The organism is Micromonospora sp. NPDC005413, from assembly GCF_040606435.1.
In the GTDB taxonomy this organism is placed as follows: domain Bacteria; phylum Actinomycetota; class Actinomycetes; order Mycobacteriales; family Micromonosporaceae; genus Micromonospora.
In genome coordinates, this window is record NZ_JBEXEV010000033.1 from 63,058 (window position 1) to 81,722 (window position 18,665).

Sequence of the window (18,665 nt, forward strand, 5' to 3'; positions counted from 1 at the left end):
CCAGCCGGAGCCCGAATCCGGCCGGTTCGGCGCGCCCGGGCGACGGCAGTCAGGTCGACCGCCGCCGACGGCGTACCAGCCGTCAGGAAGGGACCACCACCATGGATCAACAACTCAACGGACCGGGGCCGACACCGGCGTCCGAGCCGGTCAGTCGGCGTGGAGTGCTGCGCGCCGCGACCGTTTCCGCGGCCGCCGTCGGCGCCGCCGGCCTGCTCGCCGGCCCGGCCACCGCCGCGCCGGCCGCGCAGTCCCAGGGCCGGCGCCGGGTGCCGGTGGACCGGATCAGCATCCAGCTCTACACGCTGCGCGACCAGCTCGCCGCAGACCTGCCCGGCAGTCTGGACGCGCTGCGTCGGATCGGCTACCGGCGGGTGGAGCACGCCGGTTTCGTCGGGCGTACCGCCGCGCAGTTCCGGGCCGCGCTCGACGAGGCCGGGCTGCGCTCCACCTCGGGGCACACCGGCATCCCGCAGCCCTTCGACGCCGCCACCTGGGAACGTGCCCTCGCCGACGCGAACGTGGTGGGCTGCAAGAAGATCGTCCACCCGTACTTCGGTCGGGACGCCAACGGCCAGCCGATCCGGGACCCCGCTGTCTACCGCGCCCTGGCCCGGGACCTGAACCGCGCCGGTCGGCTCGCCGAACGCGCGGGGCTGGATTTCGGCTACCACAACCACCAGCTCGAGTTCGTGCCGCTGACCGGCGGCTCCACCGGCTTCGACATCCTCACCGCGCAGACCGACCCCCGGTTGGTCCACTTCGAGCTCGACCTCTACTGGACCTGGCGGGGCGCGCACGACCCGGTCGACGTGATCCGGGCCAACCGCGGCCGGATCCGCCAGGTGCACGTCAAGGACCTCGATGTCGAGGGCGGCTTCGCCGACCTCGGGGACGGCGTCATCGACTTCGGCCGGATCTTCGCCCACGAGCGGGAGGCGGGCATCGAGGAGTACATCGTGGAGCGCGACGACGCGGGCACCCCGCCACGCTCCCCCGCCGACGCCCTGGACACCGCCCGCGTCGGCTTCGACTATCTCGCTTCACTCCGGTACTGAAAACCACCTCGGGGGACGACCTGATGAACAGGACCGCATTCGTGTCCGCCCTGCTGCTGGTGACGGCCGGCCTGGCCGTGCCACCGTCAGCCGCGGCCGCCGCGCCCGCCGCACCACCGGACAGCAGCTTCCAGAAAGTGACACTGAACGACTTCCCAGGCGAGCCGATGAGCCTCGCCGTGCTGCCCGACCTGCGTGTGCTGCACACCTCCCGCACCGGTGAGGTCCGCATCCACGACCCGCGCACCGGGCTCAACACCCTCGCTGCCGACATCCCGGTGTACGAGCACGACGAGGAAGGGCTGCAGGGGGTCGCCATCGACCCGAACTTCGCCCAGAACAAGTGGGTCTACCTCTACTACTCGCCGCCGATGGACACACCGGTCGACGACCCGGCAACCCCCGACGTCAACGAGGGGGACGCGCCGCTGGTCGGCACCGAGGCGGACTGGCAGCGGTTCCGGGGCGCGCTACGGCTGTCCCGGTTCAAGCTGGACGGGATGAAGCTGAACCTCGGCACCGAGCAGCAGATCATCGACGTGCCCACCGACCGGGGCATCTGCTGCCACGTCGGCGGTCAGATCGACTTCGACAGCAAGGGCAACCTGTACCTGTCGACCGGCGACGACTCCAACCCCTTCTTCTCCGACGGCTACATCCCGATCGACGAGCGGGCCGACCGGCACCCGGCGTTCGACGCCCAGCGCACCTCGGCCAACACCAACGACCTGCGCGGCAAGCTGCTGCGCATCCGAGTCAAGGCCGGTGGCGGTTACACGGTGCCGGCCGGCAACCTGTTCAAGCCGGGGGCGGCGCAGACCCGCCCGGAGATCTACGCGATGGGGCTGCGCAACGCGTTCCGGTTCGCCGTCGACCGGCGTACCGACAACGTGTACCTGGGCGACTACTCGCCGGACGCCTCCAACTCGAACCCCGAGCGGGGGCCGGCCGGGCACGGCCGGTGGATGCTGGTCGACAAGCCCGCGAACTACGGCTGGCCGTACTGCGTGACGCCCACGATCGGCTACCGCGACTACGACTTCGCCACCGGTGAGTCCGGCGCGAAGTTCAACTGCAAGCGGCCGGTCAACGACTCACCCCGCAACACCGGCAAGCGACAACTGCCGCCGGTCGAGCAGCCACAGGTCTGGTACCCGTCCGCAGCCTCGGGTGAGTTCCCGCAGCTGGGCACCGGCGGCATCGGCCCGATGGGTGGCCCGGCGTACGACTACGACGGGACCAGCACGTCGCGTACCCGCTGGCCGGCCTACTACGACGGTGTGCCGCTGTTCTACGAGTGGACCCGGGACTACATCAAGGAGTTCCGCCTCGATGAGGACGGCGACGTGCAGGACATCCGGCCGGTGGTGCCATCCCTGGTGGTGGACAACCCGATGGACATGGAGTTCGGCCCGGACGGCGCGCTCTACGTGCTGGAGTACGGCGACGGTTACTTCGCCGAGAACCCGGACGCGCAGCTGTCCCGGATCGATTTCGTCCGGGGCAACCGGACGCCGATCCCGAAGATCAGCGGCACCCCGACCGTCGGGCAGGCCCCGCTGACCGTGGCGTTCTCCAGCGCCGGCACGACCGACCCGGACGGTGACAAGCTGAGCTATGCGTGGGACTTCGACGCGGACGGCTCGGTGGACAGCACCGACGCGAACCCGACCTGGACGTTCCAGGAGAACGGTTCGTACACCCCCACGGTGAAGGTGACCGACCGCACCGGACGGTCCGCCTCGGCGACCCTGCCGCTGGTGGTCGGGCCGACCGCACCGATCGTCGAGTTCGTCGCCCCGGTGGCCGGGCAGCCCTTCCAGTTCGGGCAGACGGTCGCGTACGAGGTGAAGGTCACCGACGACCTGCCGGTGGACTGCTCCCGGGTGAAGGTCACCTACGTGCTCGGGCACGACGAGCACGGGCACCCGCTCTCCACCGCGACCGGGTGCTCCGGAACCATCACCACCTTCGTGGACGGCGGGCACAGCGGCGCGGACAACCTCACCGCGGTCTTCGTCGCTGAGTACACCGATGCGCCGACCGAGCCGGGCGTACCGCCGCAGTCCGGCACGGCAACTGTGGTGCTGGATCCTGACCCGGTGGCCGGCCTGGCCGGCTGACCGCCCGTCGGCGGCGGCGGCCCGATCGGGTCGCCGCCGCCGACGAGTGCGGGCTCAACTCCAGTCGTTCTCGTCGTGGTTGCCACTCCAGCGCCCACCGACCGGAGGGGTGTCGAGCCGCATCCCGCCGACGCCGTTGCCGGCCAGGTCGTTGTCCTCCACCCGGCAGGCCACGCAGCTGCCCCGCTCGGTGATCCACAAACCGTGGGTCTGGGTCTGGTCGTCGTGGTTGTCCCAGATCCGGTTGCCACGCACGGTGGCAGAGTCGAAGTGCGCGTTGATGGCGATGCCGGCCCGGGTTTCCGGCGCGGGCTCCAGCTCGTACGGGGTGCCCGGCGGCGGAATGTCACCGCTCCACCCGCTGAACGCGCCGGGGCGTACCGGCGCGAGGATCATTTCGGTGTCGTTGTTCGCCGCCACCACCGCGACCCGCCGTCCGACCCGCAGCACCTTGCCGCGGTGGCCGTCGTGCGGCCAGTGGGCGGCACGGTCCACCATCGACCGCTCGCTGTAGCGGACGGTCTCGCCGCCACCGGAGGCGGCCTCGGCGCACTGCCGTCCGTTGTTGCGCAGCCGGTTGTTGAGCAGCACCGCGTCGGTCATCGGACGGTCCACCCGGATGGCGTCCAGGCCGTTGCCCCAGAACTCGTTGCTCTCGATCACCACGTCCATCGCCGGGCCCTGGTAACCGTGCCCCAGGTCCTGCCCGTGGTAGCCGTGCCGTCCGTTGCCGCTGATCCGGTTGCCCCGAATGGTGTACGGCCCGGGGGTGTTGCCCATGCTGATCCCGTCGCGGCCGTTGCCGTCGATGACGCAGTCGGTCAGCACCCCGCCCCGCCCGGCGACGCCGGCGGTGCCCTCGGCGGAGACGTCGAAGCCGGCCTCCAGATTGCCGGTCATCGTGCAGGCCGAGACGATCAGCCCGTCGGCTCCCCAGTCGGAGATGCCGAACCGGTTGCCCTCGCTGTGGCAGCCGATGATCCGGTAGCCCCGCGGCGGCGGCCAGTAGTCCTTCTGCAGCTCCAGGAAGATCCCGTTGGTGCCGTTGGCCATGGTGGTGCAGTTGGCGATGGTCAGCCGTTCCACCGTGCCCCACCCGCCGATGCCGATCCCGATCCCGGCGCCGCCCATCTGCTCGCCGTTGTCCAGCCGGCCACAGCCGACCACCACGACGCCGTCGATCAGGCTGTCCTGGAGGAAGTCGCAGCCCAGCCCGGTCGCGGCCGTGTGGTGGATGTAGAGGTTGCGGAACACGCCGCGCACCATGTACTGGATGCCGAGGCCCTTGGCGAGGTAGTTGTACTCCGCCATCGCCACCCCGGACCCGTCGATCTCGAAGTCGGCGAAGGTGCAGTCGGCGATGTGCCGGTCCCGGTCGGCGCCGTGCTGCACGGTGGTCCAGAAAGCCAGCGGGGCCGGGTCGGTGCGGTTCCCCTCGTTGCTGAGCAGGAACCGGGTGGCGGCGGGGCCGGCACCGACCAGTGAGACGCCGCTGCGCCACACCGTGCCGGCGTCCCGGATCGAGTAGATCCCCGGCGGGCAGTAGATCACCCGGGCCCGCCCGTCGGCGGCGTAGCCATCGCCGAGCCGGTCCACCAGGGCGGCGAGCGCGGGCTGGTCGTTCGTCACCCCGTCGCCGCAGAGTCCGTAGTCACGGGCGTCGCAGAAGAACGGCGCGCCGGCGACGGCTGGCTGACGGGCCCGTAGGGCGACGGACGGAACCTGCTGCACCGGGCGCTCCTCTCGGCGGGAGGGTGGTCTTCCGGTGCGCCGGGTTCCCGGCGGCGACGGGAGGAAACGTCTATCAGGCCTTCGAGGCGCGTCGACCCCGGCGCCGCGTACGGCGTCGGGGTCGAGGATGCGGTGGTCAGACGTTGGCGATCAGCAGCGCCGGGCGCTCCACGCAGTCGGCGACGTGCCGCAGGAAACCACCGGCCACCCCGCCGTCGCAGACCCGGTGGTCGAAGGTGAGGCTGAGCTGGGTCACCTTGCGGACGGCGAGTTGCCCGTCGACCACCCACGGCTTGTCCACGATCCGCCCCACCCCGAGCAGGGCCGCCTCGGGGTGGTTGATGATCGGCGTGGAGCCGTCGACGCCGAACACCCCGTAGTTGTTCAGCGTGAACGTGCCACCGGTCAGCCGGGCCGGCGGGAGGCTGCCCGCCCGGGCGGCGGCGGTGGTCGCCGCCAGTTCGGCGGCCAGCTCGGCGGTGGTGAGCCGCTGGGCGTCGCGCAGCACCGGCACGAGCAGACCACGGTCGGTCTGCGCGGCGATGCCGAGGTGCACCCCGGCGGACTGGACGATCCGCTGCGCCTCGGTGTCGACCCGGGAGTTGAGCTGCGGGAACCGGCGCAGCCCGCTGAGACAGATCCGGGCCAGCAGGGCCAGGATGCTCACCGGTGCGTCGGGCGTCGCCGCGTTGATCGCGGCACGCGTCTCCAGCAGCCCGGTGGCGTCCACGTCGACCCAGATGGTCACCTCCGGGATCTCCCGCCGGCTGCGCGAGAGCTTGTCGGCGATCACCTTGCGGACGCCGGTGAGCGGAACGATCACGTCGCCGTCCCCGGCCGGGGCCAACGCGACGTGCGGGTTCGGCACGGCGGCGAGCCGGGCGGCGGGCACGGTCAGCGCCGCCTCCACGTCGGCGCGGCGGATCACCCCGCCCGGCCCGGTGCCGGACACCGTGCCCAGGTCGATGCCGCGCTCGCGGGCCAGTCGCCGCACGATCGGCGAGATGACCAGGGCGGCCGGCGACCGCGCCAGGTCGTCGCCGGGAGCACCGACGGCAGCCGGGCCGGTGCCGCCGTCCGGGCCAGACACGCCGGTCGGGCCAGCATCGGCCGGTTCGGGGGCCAGTGCCAGGCGGGGTCGACGTCGACGCCGGGTGGCACTGCCGTGCCCGGTGCCGTACCCGATCAGCACGTTGCCGGAGCCGGCCCGCTCCTCCTCGCGGTAGGTGGCGTGCCCGGCGGGCTCGTCGCCGCCGTCCAGCGGCGCGATGGTGATCAACGGCTGGCCGACCGGACGTACCTCACCGGCCGCGCCGTGCAGGGTGACCACCCGGCCGGCGTACGGGCAGGGCACGTCGACGACCGCCTTGGCGGTCTCCACCTCGACCACGGTCTGGTCGACCGTGACCACGTCGCCCACGGCGACCCGCCACTCGACGATCTCCGCCTCGCTCAGCCCTTCGCCCAGGTCGGGAAGGAGGAAGACCTGCGTCCGTTCGACGGTGGTCATGCCGCGCTGCCCTGCGTCGCCCAGCGCGGGTCCGGCTGGTCGTCCCACTGCAGGCGGGCCACCGTGTCGAGCACCCGGTCCACCCCGGGCAGGTGGGTGTGCTCCAGCATTGGCGCCGGGTACGGGATGTCCAGCCCGGCGACCCGCAGCACCGGGGCGTGCAGCGCGTGGAAGCAGCGCTCCTGCACCCGGGCGGCGATCTCCGCGCCGACACCCGCGAAGCCGGGCGCCTCCTGGATCACCACGCACCGGCCGGTGCGTCGGACCGAGGCGGTGATGGTGGCGTCGTCGAACGGCACGATGGTGCGCACGTCCACCACCTCCAGGTCCCAGCCCTCCTCGCGGGCGGCCTCGGCTGCCTCCAGCGCCACCGGGACCGCCGGCCCGTACGCCACCAGGGTGGCGTCGCGCCCGGGGCGGCGCACGACAGCCCGGCCGAACGGCTCGGTACGCGCCGGCAACTGGGCGTCGGCGCTGGCGAAGTAGAGCTTCTTGGGCTCCATGAAGACCACCGGGTCGGGGTCCTCGATCGCCTCGCGCAGCAGCGAGTACGCGTCCTCGACGGTCGCCGGGGTGACCACCTTCAGCCCGGGGGTGTGCGCGTAGTACGCCTCGGACGAGTCGCAGTGGTGCTCGACCCCGCCGATGCCACCGGCGTACGGCACCCGGATGACGATCGGCACGCTCAGCGCGCCCCGGGTCCGGTTGCGCAGCTTCGCCACGTGCGAGGCGATCTGCTCGAACGCCGGGTACGCGAACGCGTCGAACTGCATCTCGACCACCGGTCGCAGCCCGGACATGGCCAGGCCGACGGCGAAGCCGACGATGCCGGCCTCGGCGAGGGGTGTGTCGAAACAGCGGTTCTCACCGAAGCGGGCCTGCAGGCCGTCGGTGATCCGGAAGACGCCGCCGAGCTGGCCGACGTCTTCACCGAAGACGACGACCCGGTCGTCGGCGGCGAGGGCGTCGGCCAGCGCGGCGTTGAGCGCCTTGGCCATGGTGGTGGCCATCAGGCGTCACCCTCCTCGTCGCGAGCGGCGGCCAGCTCGGCGCGGACCTGCTCGCGCTGTTCGATCAGCTGCGGGGTGGGCTGGGCGTAGACGTGGTCGAAGAGGCTCAGCGGGTCGACGGTGGGTTGGTCGTTCATCCGGGTCCGCAGGTCCGCCGCGTACGCCTCGGCCTGCTCGGCGACCTCGGCGATTGCCGCGTCATCGAGCACCCCGCGGGCCCGCAGGTAGGTTTCCAGCCGGGCGATCGGGTCCCGGTCACGCCAGGCATCGACCTCGGCGCCGTCGCGGTAACGGCTGGCGTCGTCGGCGTTGGTGTGCGGTTCCATCCGATAGGTGTGCGCCTCGACCAGGAACGGCCCGTTGCCGGCGCGGGCGTGCGCGACCGCGCGGGTGAGCACGGCGAGCACCGCCACCGGGTCGTTGCCGTCGACCTGCTCGCTGGGCACGCCGTAGCCGACGCCCTTGTAGGCCAGCGACGGCGCGGCGGTCTGCCGCGACAACGGGACGCTGATCGCGTACCGGTTGTTCTGCACGAAGTAGACCACCGGCGCCTTGAACACGGCCGCGAAGTTGATCCCCTCGTGGAAGTCCCCCTCGCTGGTCGCGCCGTCGCCGATGAAGGCCAGCGCCACGGTGTCGCGACCCTGGTACGCCTCGCCGTGCGCCAGCCCGGCGGCATGCACGCACTGGGTGGCGAGCGGGGTGCACTGCGGCGCGGTCCGTACCTCGGTCGGGTCGTAGCCGCAGTGCCAGTCGCCGCGGAGCAGGGTGAGCACCTCGACCGGGTCGATGCCCCGGGCAACCAGCGCCATCGACTCGCGGTAGGTCGGGAAGACCCAGTCGGTGTCGCGGACCGCGAGCACCGCGCCGACCTGGCACGCCTCCTGACCCCGCGAGGACGGGTAGACGGCCAGGCGGCCCTGCTTGGTCAGGGCGGTCGCCTGGGTGTCGAACCGGCGGCCGAGCACCATCCGGCGGTACAGCTCGCGCAGCACCTCGACGGGTGGTTCCGGGTAGTCGGTGCGGGCGGGCAGCGGCGTGCCGTCGGGGTCGAGCAGGCGGACCGGCTCGGCGTCCGGCAGCAGCGGGCGCGCCGGGTCGGGCGGGGTGGCCGCCCGACGGGTGCGCGGGGATGCCCTGCGGACCGCCTGGGGAGTGGTCGTCACGGCGGAACCTCCTGGGACGTGTGGTGGGCCTATGCTTCCGCCTGACGGATGATTGACTCAAGATCCACGCGGAAGGCGGGACGGTTGGCATGCGAAGGGCCCATCAGTGAGCCAGGAGACCGCCGACGAAGCGGGCCGGGCGGCGGGATCGGGACGATCGGCGCGAGCTCTGGACGAGGTGGACCGGCGGATCCTCGACGAGCTGGTCCGTGACGGTCGGACGTCGGTGCGCACCCTCGCCGAGCGGATCCACATCTCCCGCACCAACGCGTACGCGCGGGTGGAGCGGCTGCTGCGCGACGGGGTCATCACCGGGTTCCGGGCCCAGGTGGCACCCGCCGCGGCCGGGCTGGGCACCTCGGCGTACATCGCGTTGACCATCGAGCAGAACACCTGGCGGGAGGTCTCCGCCGAGCTGGCCCGGGTGCGCTACATCGAGCACGCCGCGCTGCTCGGCGGCGACCACGACGTGCTGGCGCTGGTCCGCGCGCCGGACAACGCCGCGCTGCGGGACGTGGTGCTGGGCCGGGTGCAGAGCATCCCCGGGGTGCTGTCCACCCGCACCTGGCTGGTCTTCGAGGAGTTCGACGGAGCCGGCAGCCCCTGGGCGTGACCGCTCAGCGCTCCGGCGGGGCCTCCAGACCGTCCCGGTCGGCCAGCTCCAGCAGCGGCTCCAGTGAGTGCCGGTCGCCGTCCAGGCCCGCGTGCGGGTCACCCCGCTCGGCGAACCGGGCCGGCATGCTGAGCACGTCGAAGTCCTCCGGCCGGACCTGGTCCAGCTCCGACCAGTCCAGCGGCGCGGAGACCAGCGCGGCCGGCGTCGGCCGGATCGAGTACGCCGAGGTCACCGTGTGGTCCCGGGCCATCTGGTTGTAGTCGACGAAGACCGGCCGGTCCCGCTGATCGCGCCACCAGGTGGTGGTGACCAGCTCCGGCAGCCGACGCTGCATCTCCCGGCCCAACGCGAGCACCGCCCGGCGGCACTCGCCGAAGCTCCACCGCGGCTCGATCGACAGGTAGACGTGCAGCCCTCGACCGCCGGTGGTCTTCGGGTAGCCGGTCAGGCCCAGCTCGGCGAGGAACGCCCGCACCTCGAGGGCCACCGGCACCACCTGCTCGAAGCCGACGCCGGGCATCGGGTCGAGGTCGATGCGCAACTGGTCGGGGCGTTCCACGTCGGCGGCGGTGACCGGCCACGGGTGGAAACGCAGGGTGCCCAGGTTGGCCGCCCAGATCACCACGGCCAACTCGCTCGGCGCGACCTCGTCGGCCGTGCGGCCGCTGGGAAAGGTGATGTGGGCGGTGCGCACCCACTCGGGCGCGCCCGCTGGCAGCCGCTTCTGGTAGAACGCGTCGCCCCGGTTGGTCTGCCGGGTGGCGATCGTCGCGCCCTCGAAGACGCCGCGCGGCCAGCGTTCCAGCATCGTCGGCCGGTCCCGCAACGCGCGCAGGATGCCGTCACCCACCGCCAGGAAGTAGCGGACCACGTCCAGCTTGGTCAGCCCACGCTCCGGGAAGTACGGCTTGTCGGGGCTGGAGACGCGGATCAACCGCTCCCCCACCTGGATCTCCTCCGCCGGCGTCGCCACGCCCCCGAGGGTACGACGCCCGGGCGGGCTTGACGGCTACCGGCCGGAGACCAGCGTGGCGGGCTGCTGCGGCAGCTCCTCGGTCTGGCCGCCGACCTGCACGGGCGGCGTCCCGGACGGCTCCTCGGCCACCGCGGTCTGCTGCTCGACCGGCACCCGCTGCGACGACCGGCGGGCCACGAAGCCCGGCGTCCAGTCCTTCAACCGCAGCGCCGGCCGCTCGACCAGCTTCCAGGACAGGAACGCGGCGGCGAAGGCGACCGCGACCGACATCGCCGCGAACGGCACGTACCCCCAGCGGCTCCAGCCGAGGCTCGCCATCACCTGCTGGAAGACGAACCCGTAGATGTAGATGCCGTACGAGTAGTCGTTCTTGCGGCCCACCCAGTGCAGCTGGCGCGGCATCCGCACCGACAGCCAGACCAGCAGGTACGCGAACGCGGGCAGGCCGATGACGAAGAACCCGCCGAAGAGCAGCGACAGCCCGAGCGCCACCGCCGAGCCGATGCCCAGCGCGTCGTTGATCGGCACCCGCTCCCGGTAGAGGTCCAGGGTCGCGCCGAAGGCGAAGAGAAAGCCCAGGTAGACGATGTAGTGGAAGCTCATCGAGCCCACCAGCGGCGAGTTGAACGCCCAGCTCGCCGTCGACGCCGGCCCGCTGAACTGCCCGGAACTCCACCAGTCCTGCACGATGCTCAGGTAGAGCGCGATGGTCAGGAACAGCACGAACCGGCGGGCGTTGCGCAGCACGGCCGTCGCTGCCAGCACGCCCACGACGACGTAGCAGAACATCTCGTACTTGAGCGACCACAGGGCGCCGTTGAAGACGCTGGAGTTGCTCTTCACACCCCAGGGGGTGGACTCCTTGAACAGATCCTGGATGCCGTACTGGCGGACGCCGGTCCACCAGTTGGCCTGCAGGTAGGCCAGCGGCCCGCCGCGGTCCCAGGCGTTGTCGAAGAAGCCGGCGGTGGTGCCGTGCTCGCGCAGCGCGACCAGTGGGGCCACCACCAGCGCGGTGATCAGCAGGCAGACCCAGAGACCGGGGAAGATACGCAGGCAGCGGTGCCAGGCATAGCGGATCAGACCCGTACGCCGGGCGCTGCGCGTGATCAGCAGACCGGAGAGCACGAAGAAGCCGTAGACGGCCATGGTGCCGACGTTGGTCTGCCGACCGGTCAGGTGGTAGCCGAGGTCGCTGGCACCGAAGCCGAGCGGCTTGGAGTGCGACAGCACGACGCCCACAGCGAGGCAGAGCCGGATCAGCCCGATGCCGTTGCTACGGCCGGAGAGCAGGTCGGCCAGCGTGCCACGGGACCGGACGAGGGCGGGGGTAGTCATGCGGTCAGGAACCTCTCGACCATCAGGCGGGCACTTCGGCGCCGGCGTGCTCCCACAACTGCTTCATCTCGGTGTGCAGATCATCGCTCGGCGACCAGCCGAGCACCCCGGCGGCCAGCCCGACGTCGAGCCGCTGCCAGGTGGTCTCGGCCGGGCCGGTGTGCTCGGCCTCGACGAGGTCTGTCGGCACGTCACTCACGTCGATGAGGAGCTGGACCATATCACGCGCACTGGCCGCCACCCCCCGACCAATGTTGATCACTCGGCCGGCCGCGTCAGGGCGGGTCGCGGCCAGCAGCACGGCGGCGACCACGTCGCTGAGGCCGACGAAATCGCGCCGGGAGCCCAGCGGGGCCAGTTCCAGCCGAGCCCGCTCACCGGCCCGCTGGGCGTCGCGCAGCCGACCCGCGACCACCCCGAGCAGGCTGTGCCCGGGCTGACCGGCGCCGATGACGTTGCCGACGCGCAGCGTGACGCCCTCGATCAGACCCTGCCGGTCCGCCTCGGCCACCGCCGTGGTGCAGCGCAGCTTGAACTCGCCGTACGCCATCACCGGCGCGGGGGTCAGCTGTTCGGGCATCGAGGTGTCGACCGGGACCAACCCGTACTCGTGCACGCTGCCCAGCTGGATCACCCGGACCCGCCGGGGCAGCCGGCCCGCTGCCTCGATCAGCCGCTCGACCAGGGTGACGTTGACCGCGAGCATCTGCGCGTCGGCCAGCCCCCACATCCCGCCCGCCGCGTTGATCACCACGTCCGGATCAAGATCGCGCAGCACCTCGGTGATCTCGTCGACGTCGGCGGCGGCCAGGTCCAGTGCGCGGACCACGACACCCGGGCCGATGTCGCGCGGGTTGCGCGCGACGGCAACCACGGCGTGACCCTGGTCGGCCAACGCGCGGCAGATCGGGCGGCCGAGGAAGCCCGTGCCGCCGAGCACCGCCACCCGCAGCGCCCGCCCGGCGTCCTCCCCGGGGCGTCGTGGATTGACGGTCATGGCGCCCCCCTGGCTGTCGTCGCTCATCGGCCCGGCCCGAACGCGTGCCGGGACAGGCTGCGTACGCCGGCCATCTTGCCCGCGAGGACCGCCGTCGGCAGCAGGGTGATGGCGTGCAGCCGGGAGGAGGTGTAGCGGCGGGCCGCCCGGGCCGCCCGGGGCCAGCCCTGCTCGTCCATCCGTTTGGCGACATCGACGAAGTACGCCCGCGCCTCGGTGAACCGGGAACCGTTGACCGCGTCGGCGGCGGACTTGCTGACCGCGTGCCGCCGGTACTGGAAGCAGAGGGTGTTGTCGAGTGCCATCTGCTCGCCCCGCTGGATCAGGTCGATCACCAGGGCAAGATCCTGGATGACCTGGAACTCGTCGCGGAAGTCGACGGCCTTGAGCGCGTCCGTCCGCCAGCAGATCGACGGGAAGTAGAACCAGCAGCCGCGCAACAGGCTGGCCGCCAGATCCTCACCGCCCATCAGCTCACGGGAGTCGACCCGGGGGGCGTAGAGCCGCCGCTTGGCCTGGTCGGCCACGGTGTTGACCACCGTGCCGTCGGCGTCGATGACCTCGACGCCCGGCTGGACCATGCAGACGCCCGGGTACTGCTCGATCACCGATCGCACCGTGGCGACGTAGTTGGGGTGCATGATGTCGTCCGTACCCATCATCACCAGGTACTCGTGCTCGGCGAGGCCGACGCACTTGCGGTAGTTGCCGGTGACCCCGAGGTTGCGCTCGTTGCGCTGGTAGCGGACCCGGTCGTCGTCGATGCCGGCGAACCACTCCGGCACCCCCGGCTCGGTGCCGTCGTCGACCACCGTCAGGCGCCAACCGGGGTCACTCTGTGCCATCACGCTGCGCACCGCCGCCTGCATGAGGGGCACACTTCCGTAGTACGGCAGCATGATGTCGACAATCATCGGGTCGGCTGGCCTAACTGTGCGTGGTGGAAGTGCTCGACAGGCGCGGCCACATTATCAGGCCCCCTGCCCGAATCGGGTATCGGCGAACCGCCCGGACGGCGCGCCGCGACACCGCCCCGACCGCCCCGGGCGACGGGTCCGACGGCCACCTCGGCGAGGGCTATCATCGTCGCGCCCGCACCGCACGCCCCCCGATCGGACGCCGATGCCAGACCGCGCCGTCACCACGGACGCGCCTCCCGCGCAGACCGACGTGGGTTCGCCTCCGCCCACCACCGGGCCGGACCGTCGGCCACTGCCGCTCGCCCGCCGGCTGGCGCTCAGCGTCTGGTTCTGGCCGACGGCGTTCGCCGCGCTCGTGGTCGGCTGGCGCATCGGCAGCCCGGAGATGTGGCACGACGAGCTGGTCACCATCGACGTGGCGACCCGCTCGACCGGGCAGATCCTGAGCATGTTGGCGAACGTCGACGCGGTGCACGGGGCGTACTACCTGTTCATGCACGGCTGGACGACACTGGTCGGCACCGGGCCCGCCGCGGTGCGGCTGCCGTCGGCACTAGCCATGATCCTGGCCACCGCGTGCGTGGCGCTGGTCGGTCGACGGCTCTTAGACCATACGACGGGTGTCGCCGCCGGCTTCGTCTTCGCTCTGCTGCCCACGGTCACCCGGTTCGGGCAGGAAACCCGTTCGTACGCGTTCGTCGTTCTCGGCGCGGCCGTGGCCACCCTGTTCCTGCTCCGCGCGTTGGAGCGACCGGGGGTGCTGCGCTGGGTGGCGTACGCGCTCGCCGTGGCCGGCATGGGCCTGGTGAACGTGGTGGCGCTCACCCTGCTGCTCGGGCACGGGGTGGCCGTCCTGATCCACTGCGGGCGGGAGCGACGCTGGTGGTCGCTGGCCTGGTTCGCGCTCGCCACCGCCGCTGGGGCGGCGATCGCCGCCCCGGTGATCCTGCGGGGCATGAAGCAGGCGGGGCGGCAGATCAGCTGGATCCCGAACAGCGCGCCCTGGACGGTCTGGGAACAGGTGTACGGCTCGACGCTGATCGCCGTCGCGGTGACCGGGCTGGCCGTGGTGGGTGTGCTGACTCACCTGCGCGGCGGCGCCGTGACCCGGACGGTGAGCGCGACGCTGGTGGCCGTGCTGCCGGTGCCGGTGATCCTGCTGGCCGCCACCGGCGACATCAACTACTTCTTCTCCAAGTACCTGCTGTTCCTGATGCCGGCCTGGGCGGTGCTCGCCGGCGCCGGGCTCGCCGCGCTGCGCCGCGCCCCGCTGGTGGCGGCGGCGCTCGTCGTGGTCGCCGCCCTGTCCGTGCCGGGTCAGCTCGCGCTCCGCGCGGAGTACTCGCACGGCTGGTACACCTATCCGCAGGCGCGGGCGTTCAAGCCGCTGTCCTACTCCGAGGCGGCGCGGATCATCGAGGCGGGCTATCAGCCGGGTGACGGGCTCGTCGCGGGCGGCCCCTGGTGGTGGATGCACGAGCCCGGGGTGCGCTACTACCTCCCGGCGGCCGTCTCGCCGCGCAACGTCTTCCAGCAGCGGTCGGCGGCCCAGCGCAACGAGCTGTTCGGGGCGACGTGCGCCGACCCGGCGAGCTGCCTGCGGGACGAGCCGCGCATCTGGGTGCTGCTGCCGACGGTCACCGACGCACCGCTGACCGGGCTGCCGAAGAAGCAGTCCGTCGTGCTCGCCGAGCGCTACGACGTGGTGCGGGTGACCCACGCGACCGGGCTCACCGTGGCCCTGCTGCAACGGCGCGGCTGACGCGGGCGCGGTTACCGCCGTCGGCGCCCGGGTAGGGGGTCGGCATGGCGGAACTGGCGACGCTCTGGATCATCCGACACGGCGAGAGCACGGCGAACGTGGCGGCGACCCACGCTGAGGCGTCCGGCGAGGAGCTGATCGGGCTCAGTCACCGCGACGCCGACGTGCCGCTCTCCCCCACCGGCGAGGATCAGGCCCGGGCCACCGGGCGTTGGTTGGCCGAGCTGCCCCGGGACCGCCGGCCCGACGTGGCCGTGGTCTCGCCGTACCTGCGGGCGGTCTCCACCGCCGAGTTGGCGCTGCACGGCACCGGGGTGCCGTTGAGCCGGGACGAGCGGCTGCGCGACCGGGAGTTGGGCATCCTCGACGGCCTGACCGGGCACGGGGTACGCCAGCGGTACCCGGACGAGGCCGAGCGCCGGGCACGGCTCGGCAAGTTCTACTACCGGCCGCCGGGCGGGGAGTCCTGGACCGACGTGGCGCTGCGGCTGCGGACGCTCCTCGGCGACCTGCGCCGGGACCACGAGGGCCAGCGTGTTCTGCTCTTCGGCCACGACGCGCTGGTCTTTCTGCTGCGCTATCTGGTGGAGGGGCTGACCGAGCCGGACCTGATGGCGCTGACCCGCGAACACGTGATCGCCAACTGCTCCATCACCGACTGGTCGGCCGACGCACAGGAGCGGCTCATTCCGGGCGGATTCAACGAGGTCGGCCACCTGCACCGGCAGGGTGCCCAGTCGACCAGGGAGGACGAGATTCATGCCGAGCCGGTCTGAGGTGAAGGTGATCACGCCGGGGCTGCTGCGGGACTGGGCGCTGCCGGTGCCGGCCGGCGGCAAGGAGAGTCGAGGCACCGTGCTGGTGGTCGGCGGCTCCCGCTTCACCCCCGGTGCGGTGCTGCTCGCCGGGGTGGCCGCGCTGCGCGCCGGCGCCGGTGTGCTCCAGCTCGCCGCCGCCGAGTCCAGCGCCGCCACGCTGAGCATCGAGGTGCCGGAGGCGCTGGTGGTCGGGCTGCCGGAAACCCCCGACGGCGCGGTCGCCGCCGACCGGGACGGCCAGCTCGGCGAGCTGGTCGCTCAGGCCGACGTGGTCGCCCTCGGCCCCGGGCTGAAAGCGATCGACGAAACCAACCGCTTGCTGGCCCTGGTCCTGGACGCGGCCCGCCCCCACACGTCGCTGGTGCTCGACGCCTACGCCCTCGGTGCGCTCAGCCACGCACCGGACCTGCTGGTCGGCTCGGGCCGCCCCGTGGTGCTCACCCCCAACGTCACCGAGGCCGGGCACCTGCTCGGGCGGGACGCGGGCGACGACCTGGACGCCGAAGCGGCCGAGCTGGCCAGCCGGTACGAGGCGGTCGTCTCGCTCTACGGGCACGTGGCCGCCCCGGACGGGCGGGGTTGGCGGGAGGAGAGCGGCGACGCCGGGCTGGGCACCTCCGGCAGCGGGGACGTGCTCGCCGGGTTGCTGGCGGGGCTGCTGTCCCGGGGCGCGGACCCGGCGCAGGCCGCCTGCTGGGGCTCGTTCGCGCACGCGATGAGCGGCCAGCGGCTGATCCCCCGGTACGGCCGGATCGGCTTCCTCGCCCGGGAGTTGCTCGACGAGATCCCCGGAACGCTGTCCACGATCTGATCCGGCGGCACCACCTGGGCCCCGGCGCTCGATGCGATGACGGCCTGAGGCGGCGCATGCGGAGGTCGGCCGGGCCGGGGATCCCCGGCCCGGTAGGATTGGCGCGGGCCGTTACTGGCGCGTGGGGATGGACAACCATCGGGGAGCGGTCCCGTCATGAGGACGTTTTTGCCGAGCGCCTGGGCCTTCCCGCACGTCTGTAGGAGGTCGCATGTCGCGCAACGCCGAGTCCACCGCATTCCGAAGTGCCCTTGAGGTGATCCGGGCTGTCGAGCCGCGGGTAGCCGACGCCATCGGCGCCGAGCTGACCGACCAACGGGAGTCGCTCAAGCTGATCGCCAGTGAAAACTACGCCTCCCCGGCGACGCTGCTGGCCATGGGCAACTGGTTCAGTGACAAGTACGCCGAGGGCACCGTCGGGCGCCGCTTCTACGCTGGCTGCCAGAACGTCGACACCGTCGAGGCGCTTGCCGCCGAGCACGCCCGGGAGCTGTTCGGCGCCGCGCACGCGTACGTGCAGCCACACTCGGGCATCGACGCCAACCTGGTCGCGTTCTGGGCGGTGCTGGCCGACCGGGTGGAGTCCCCCGCGCTGAAGAAGGCCCAGGTTCGCCAGGTCAACGACCTCAGCGAGGCCGACTGGTTCGCGCTGCGCCGCGAGCTGGGCAACCAGCGGATGCTCGGCATGTCGCTGGACGCCGGCGGTCACCTCACCCACGGCTTCCGGCCGAACATCTCCGGCAAGATGTTCGACCAGCGTAGCTACGGCACCGACCCGGCGACCGGTCTGATCGACTACGACCGGGTGGCCGAGGCGGCCCGCGAGTTCAAGCCGCTGATCCTGGTCGGCGGCTACTCGGCGTACCCCCGGAAGGTGAACTTCCGGATCCTGCGGGAGATCGCCGACTCGGTCGGCGCCACCTTCATGGTCGACATGGCGCACTTCGCCGGCCTGGTGGCGGGCAAGGTCTTCACCGGCGACTTCGACCCGGTGCCGCACGCGCACATCGTCACGACCACCACCCACAAGTCGCTGCGCGGCCCGCGCGGCGGCATGGTGCTCTGCCAGCCGGAGCTGGCCGACCAGGTGGACCGGGGCTGCCCGATGGTGCTCGGTGGCCCGCTGCCGCACGTGATGGCCGCCAAGGCGGTCGCCCTCGCGGAGGCCCGCCGCCCCGACTTCGCCGACTACGCCCAGCGGATCGTGGACAACGCGCAGGCCCTCGCCGAGGGGTTGCTGCGTCGCGGCGCGAAGCTGGTCACCGGCGGCACCGACAACCACCTGGTGCTGATCGACGTGTCCGGCTACGGGCTGACCGGTCGGCAGGCCGAGCAGGCGCTGCTGGACTCGGGCATCGTCACCAACCGCAACTCGGTCCCGCAGGACCCGAACGGGGCCTGGTACACGTCCGGGATCCGGGTCGGCACGCCGGCCCTGACCACCCGAGGGCTGGGCACCGCCGAGATGGACCAGACCGCGGAGCTGATCCACACCGTGCTGACTCACACCACGGCTGGCGCCAACGCCGACGGCACCGGATCGAAGGCGAAGTACACCCTCGATCCCGATCTGGCCGACAAGATCGCCCGCCAGGCCACCGACCTACTGGCCCCGTACCCCCTCTACCCCGCCATCGACCTAACCTGACCCCCTCTCCCCCGCCCCCGCCCCCGCCCGCGCCTCCCCCTCAGCCCCACCGCGTCGATCTAGGGAAGATTGCTGCGACTAGAGATCAACTAGCGCTGATTTTCCCTAGATCGACGGGGCGGGCGGGCCACCGCGCCACTGCCGCCGACCACGATCGTGGCCGGCGTGTGGGCCAGAGCAG

At 72.1% G+C, this 18,665-nt stretch carries 15 protein-coding genes and 1 riboswitch; of the genes, 7 read left to right on the forward strand and 8 right to left on the reverse strand.

The window, feature by feature from the left end:
* Positions 1-101 precede the first annotated feature (101 nt).
* Positions 102-1,058: a sugar phosphate isomerase/epimerase gene (locus tag ABZS37_RS26760; protein WP_355173326.1), complete on the forward strand. Its 957-nt coding sequence runs from the start codon at positions 102-104 to the stop codon at positions 1,056-1,058.
* Between the two features lie 23 nt (positions 1,059-1,081).
* Positions 1,082-3,181, forward strand: coding sequence for a PQQ-dependent sugar dehydrogenase (locus ABZS37_RS26765; protein ID WP_355173328.1), 2,100 nt, complete (start codon positions 1,082-1,084; stop codon positions 3,179-3,181).
* A 54-nt stretch (positions 3,182-3,235) separates the two neighbouring features.
* Here ABZS37_RS26765 and ABZS37_RS26770 read toward each other — a convergent pair whose 3' ends face one another.
* The 4 genes from ABZS37_RS26770 to pdhA all read right to left on the reverse strand — a co-directional run bounded on the left by ABZS37_RS26770 (position 3,236) and on the right by pdhA (position 8,598).
* Entirely contained in the window at positions 3,236-4,912 is a 1,677-nt protein-coding gene (locus ABZS37_RS26770) for a right-handed parallel beta-helix repeat-containing protein (protein ID WP_355173330.1), read from the reverse strand.
* A 136-nt stretch (positions 4,913-5,048) separates the two neighbouring features.
* Complete coding sequence (locus tag ABZS37_RS26775) at positions 5,049-6,422, reverse strand: dihydrolipoamide acetyltransferase family protein (RefSeq protein WP_355173332.1); 1,374 nt, start codon at positions 6,420-6,422, stop codon at positions 5,049-5,051.
* Entirely contained in the window at positions 6,419-7,435 is a 1,017-nt protein-coding gene (locus ABZS37_RS26780) for an alpha-ketoacid dehydrogenase subunit beta (RefSeq protein ID WP_355173354.1), read from the reverse strand. The genes ABZS37_RS26775 and ABZS37_RS26780 overlap by 4 nt, the downstream gene beginning before the upstream one ends.
* On the reverse strand, positions 7,432-8,598 hold the full coding sequence (gene pdhA / locus ABZS37_RS26785) for a pyruvate dehydrogenase (acetyl-transferring) E1 component subunit alpha (protein ID WP_355173334.1): 1,167 nt from the start codon (positions 8,596-8,598) through the stop codon (positions 7,432-7,434). Before pdhA ends, ABZS37_RS26780 begins: the two co-directional genes overlap by 4 nt.
* A 106-nt stretch (positions 8,599-8,704) precedes the next feature.
* Between pdhA and ABZS37_RS26790 the strand changes: the two genes are divergently transcribed.
* Positions 8,705-9,211, forward strand: coding sequence for an Lrp/AsnC family transcriptional regulator (locus ABZS37_RS26790; protein WP_354994112.1), 507 nt, complete (start codon positions 8,705-8,707; stop codon positions 9,209-9,211).
* Positions 9,212-9,215: 4 nt separating this feature from the next.
* Here ABZS37_RS26790 and ABZS37_RS26795 read toward each other — a convergent pair whose 3' ends face one another.
* Genes ABZS37_RS26795 through ABZS37_RS26810 form a run of 4 tightly spaced genes read right to left on the reverse strand, consistent with a single transcriptional unit; the run spans position 9,216 to position 13,439 of the window.
* A complete protein-coding gene (locus tag ABZS37_RS26795; protein ID WP_355173336.1) occupies positions 9,216-10,187 on the reverse strand; it encodes a DNA primase small subunit domain-containing protein in 972 nt (323 codons plus the stop codon).
* Between the two features lie 36 nt (positions 10,188-10,223).
* Positions 10,224-11,528 (reverse strand): acyltransferase, encoded by a 1,305-nt coding sequence (locus tag ABZS37_RS26800; RefSeq protein ID WP_355173338.1) that lies wholly within the window; start codon positions 11,526-11,528, stop codon positions 10,224-10,226.
* Between the two features lie 22 nt (positions 11,529-11,550).
* A complete protein-coding gene (locus tag ABZS37_RS26805) occupies positions 11,551-12,525 on the reverse strand; it encodes an NAD(P)-dependent oxidoreductase (protein WP_355173340.1) in 975 nt (324 codons plus the stop codon).
* Between the two features lie 23 nt (positions 12,526-12,548).
* On the reverse strand, positions 12,549-13,439 hold the full coding sequence (locus ABZS37_RS26810; RefSeq protein ID WP_355173342.1) for a glycosyltransferase: 891 nt from the start codon (positions 13,437-13,439) through the stop codon (positions 12,549-12,551).
* A gap of 208 nt (positions 13,440-13,647) precedes the next feature.
* Between ABZS37_RS26810 and ABZS37_RS26815 the strand changes: the two genes are divergently transcribed.
* The 4 genes from ABZS37_RS26815 to ABZS37_RS26830 all read left to right on the forward strand — a co-directional run bounded on the left by ABZS37_RS26815 (position 13,648) and on the right by ABZS37_RS26830 (position 18,484).
* Positions 13,648-15,207: a glycosyltransferase family 39 protein gene (locus tag ABZS37_RS26815; RefSeq protein ID WP_355173344.1), complete on the forward strand. Its 1,560-nt coding sequence runs from the start codon at positions 13,648-13,650 to the stop codon at positions 15,205-15,207.
* Between the two features lie 44 nt (positions 15,208-15,251).
* Positions 15,252-15,983 carry a histidine phosphatase family protein gene (locus ABZS37_RS26820; protein ID WP_355173346.1) on the forward strand — a complete coding sequence of 244 codons (732 nt, stop codon included), beginning with the start codon at positions 15,252-15,254 and terminating at the stop codon, positions 15,981-15,983.
* On the forward strand, positions 15,967-16,836 hold the full coding sequence (locus ABZS37_RS26825) for an NAD(P)H-hydrate dehydratase (protein ID WP_355173348.1): 870 nt from the start codon (positions 15,967-15,969) through the stop codon (positions 16,834-16,836). Before ABZS37_RS26820 ends, ABZS37_RS26825 begins: the two co-directional genes overlap by 17 nt.
* Positions 16,837-16,936: 100 nt before the next feature.
* Positions 16,937-17,028: riboswitch (ZMP/ZTP riboswitch) on the forward strand.
* Positions 17,029-17,047: 19 nt separating this feature from the next.
* Positions 17,048-18,484 carry a glycine hydroxymethyltransferase gene (locus tag ABZS37_RS26830; protein ID WP_354994117.1) on the forward strand — a complete coding sequence of 479 codons (1,437 nt, stop codon included), beginning with the start codon at positions 17,048-17,050 and terminating at the stop codon, positions 18,482-18,484.
* Positions 18,485-18,665: the final 181 nt, after the last annotated feature.

What these genes read in the sequence shown, in the direction of transcription:
- ABZS37_RS26760 (WP_355173326.1), top strand. Translation starts at nt 102, where the DNA reads ATGGATCAACAACTCAACGGACCGGGGCCGACACCGGCGTCCGAGCCG.
- ABZS37_RS26765 (WP_355173328.1), top strand. Translation starts at nt 1,082, where the DNA reads ATGAACAGGACCGCATTCGTGTCCGCCCTGCTGCTGGTGACGGCCGGC.
- ABZS37_RS26775 (WP_355173332.1), bottom strand. Translation starts at nt 6,422, where the DNA reads ATGACCACCGTCGAACGGACGCAGGTCTTCCTCCTTCCCGACCTGGGC.
- ABZS37_RS26800 (WP_355173338.1), bottom strand. Translation starts at nt 11,528, where the DNA reads ATGACTACCCCCGCCCTCGTCCGGTCCCGTGGCACGCTGGCCGACCTG.
- ABZS37_RS26805 (WP_355173340.1), bottom strand. Translation starts at nt 12,525, where the DNA reads ATGACCGTCAATCCACGACGCCCCGGGGAGGACGCCGGGCGGGCGCTG.
- ABZS37_RS26810 (WP_355173342.1), bottom strand. Translation starts at nt 13,439, where the DNA reads ATGATTGTCGACATCATGCTGCCGTACTACGGAAGTGTGCCCCTCATG.
- ABZS37_RS26815 (WP_355173344.1), top strand. Translation starts at nt 13,648, where the DNA reads ATGCCAGACCGCGCCGTCACCACGGACGCGCCTCCCGCGCAGACCGAC.
- ABZS37_RS26820 (WP_355173346.1), top strand. Translation starts at nt 15,252, where the DNA reads ATGGCGGAACTGGCGACGCTCTGGATCATCCGACACGGCGAGAGCACG.
- ABZS37_RS26825 (WP_355173348.1), top strand. Translation starts at nt 15,967, where the DNA reads ATGCCGAGCCGGTCTGAGGTGAAGGTGATCACGCCGGGGCTGCTGCGG.
- ABZS37_RS26830 (WP_354994117.1), top strand. Translation starts at nt 17,048, where the DNA reads ATGTCGCGCAACGCCGAGTCCACCGCATTCCGAAGTGCCCTTGAGGTG.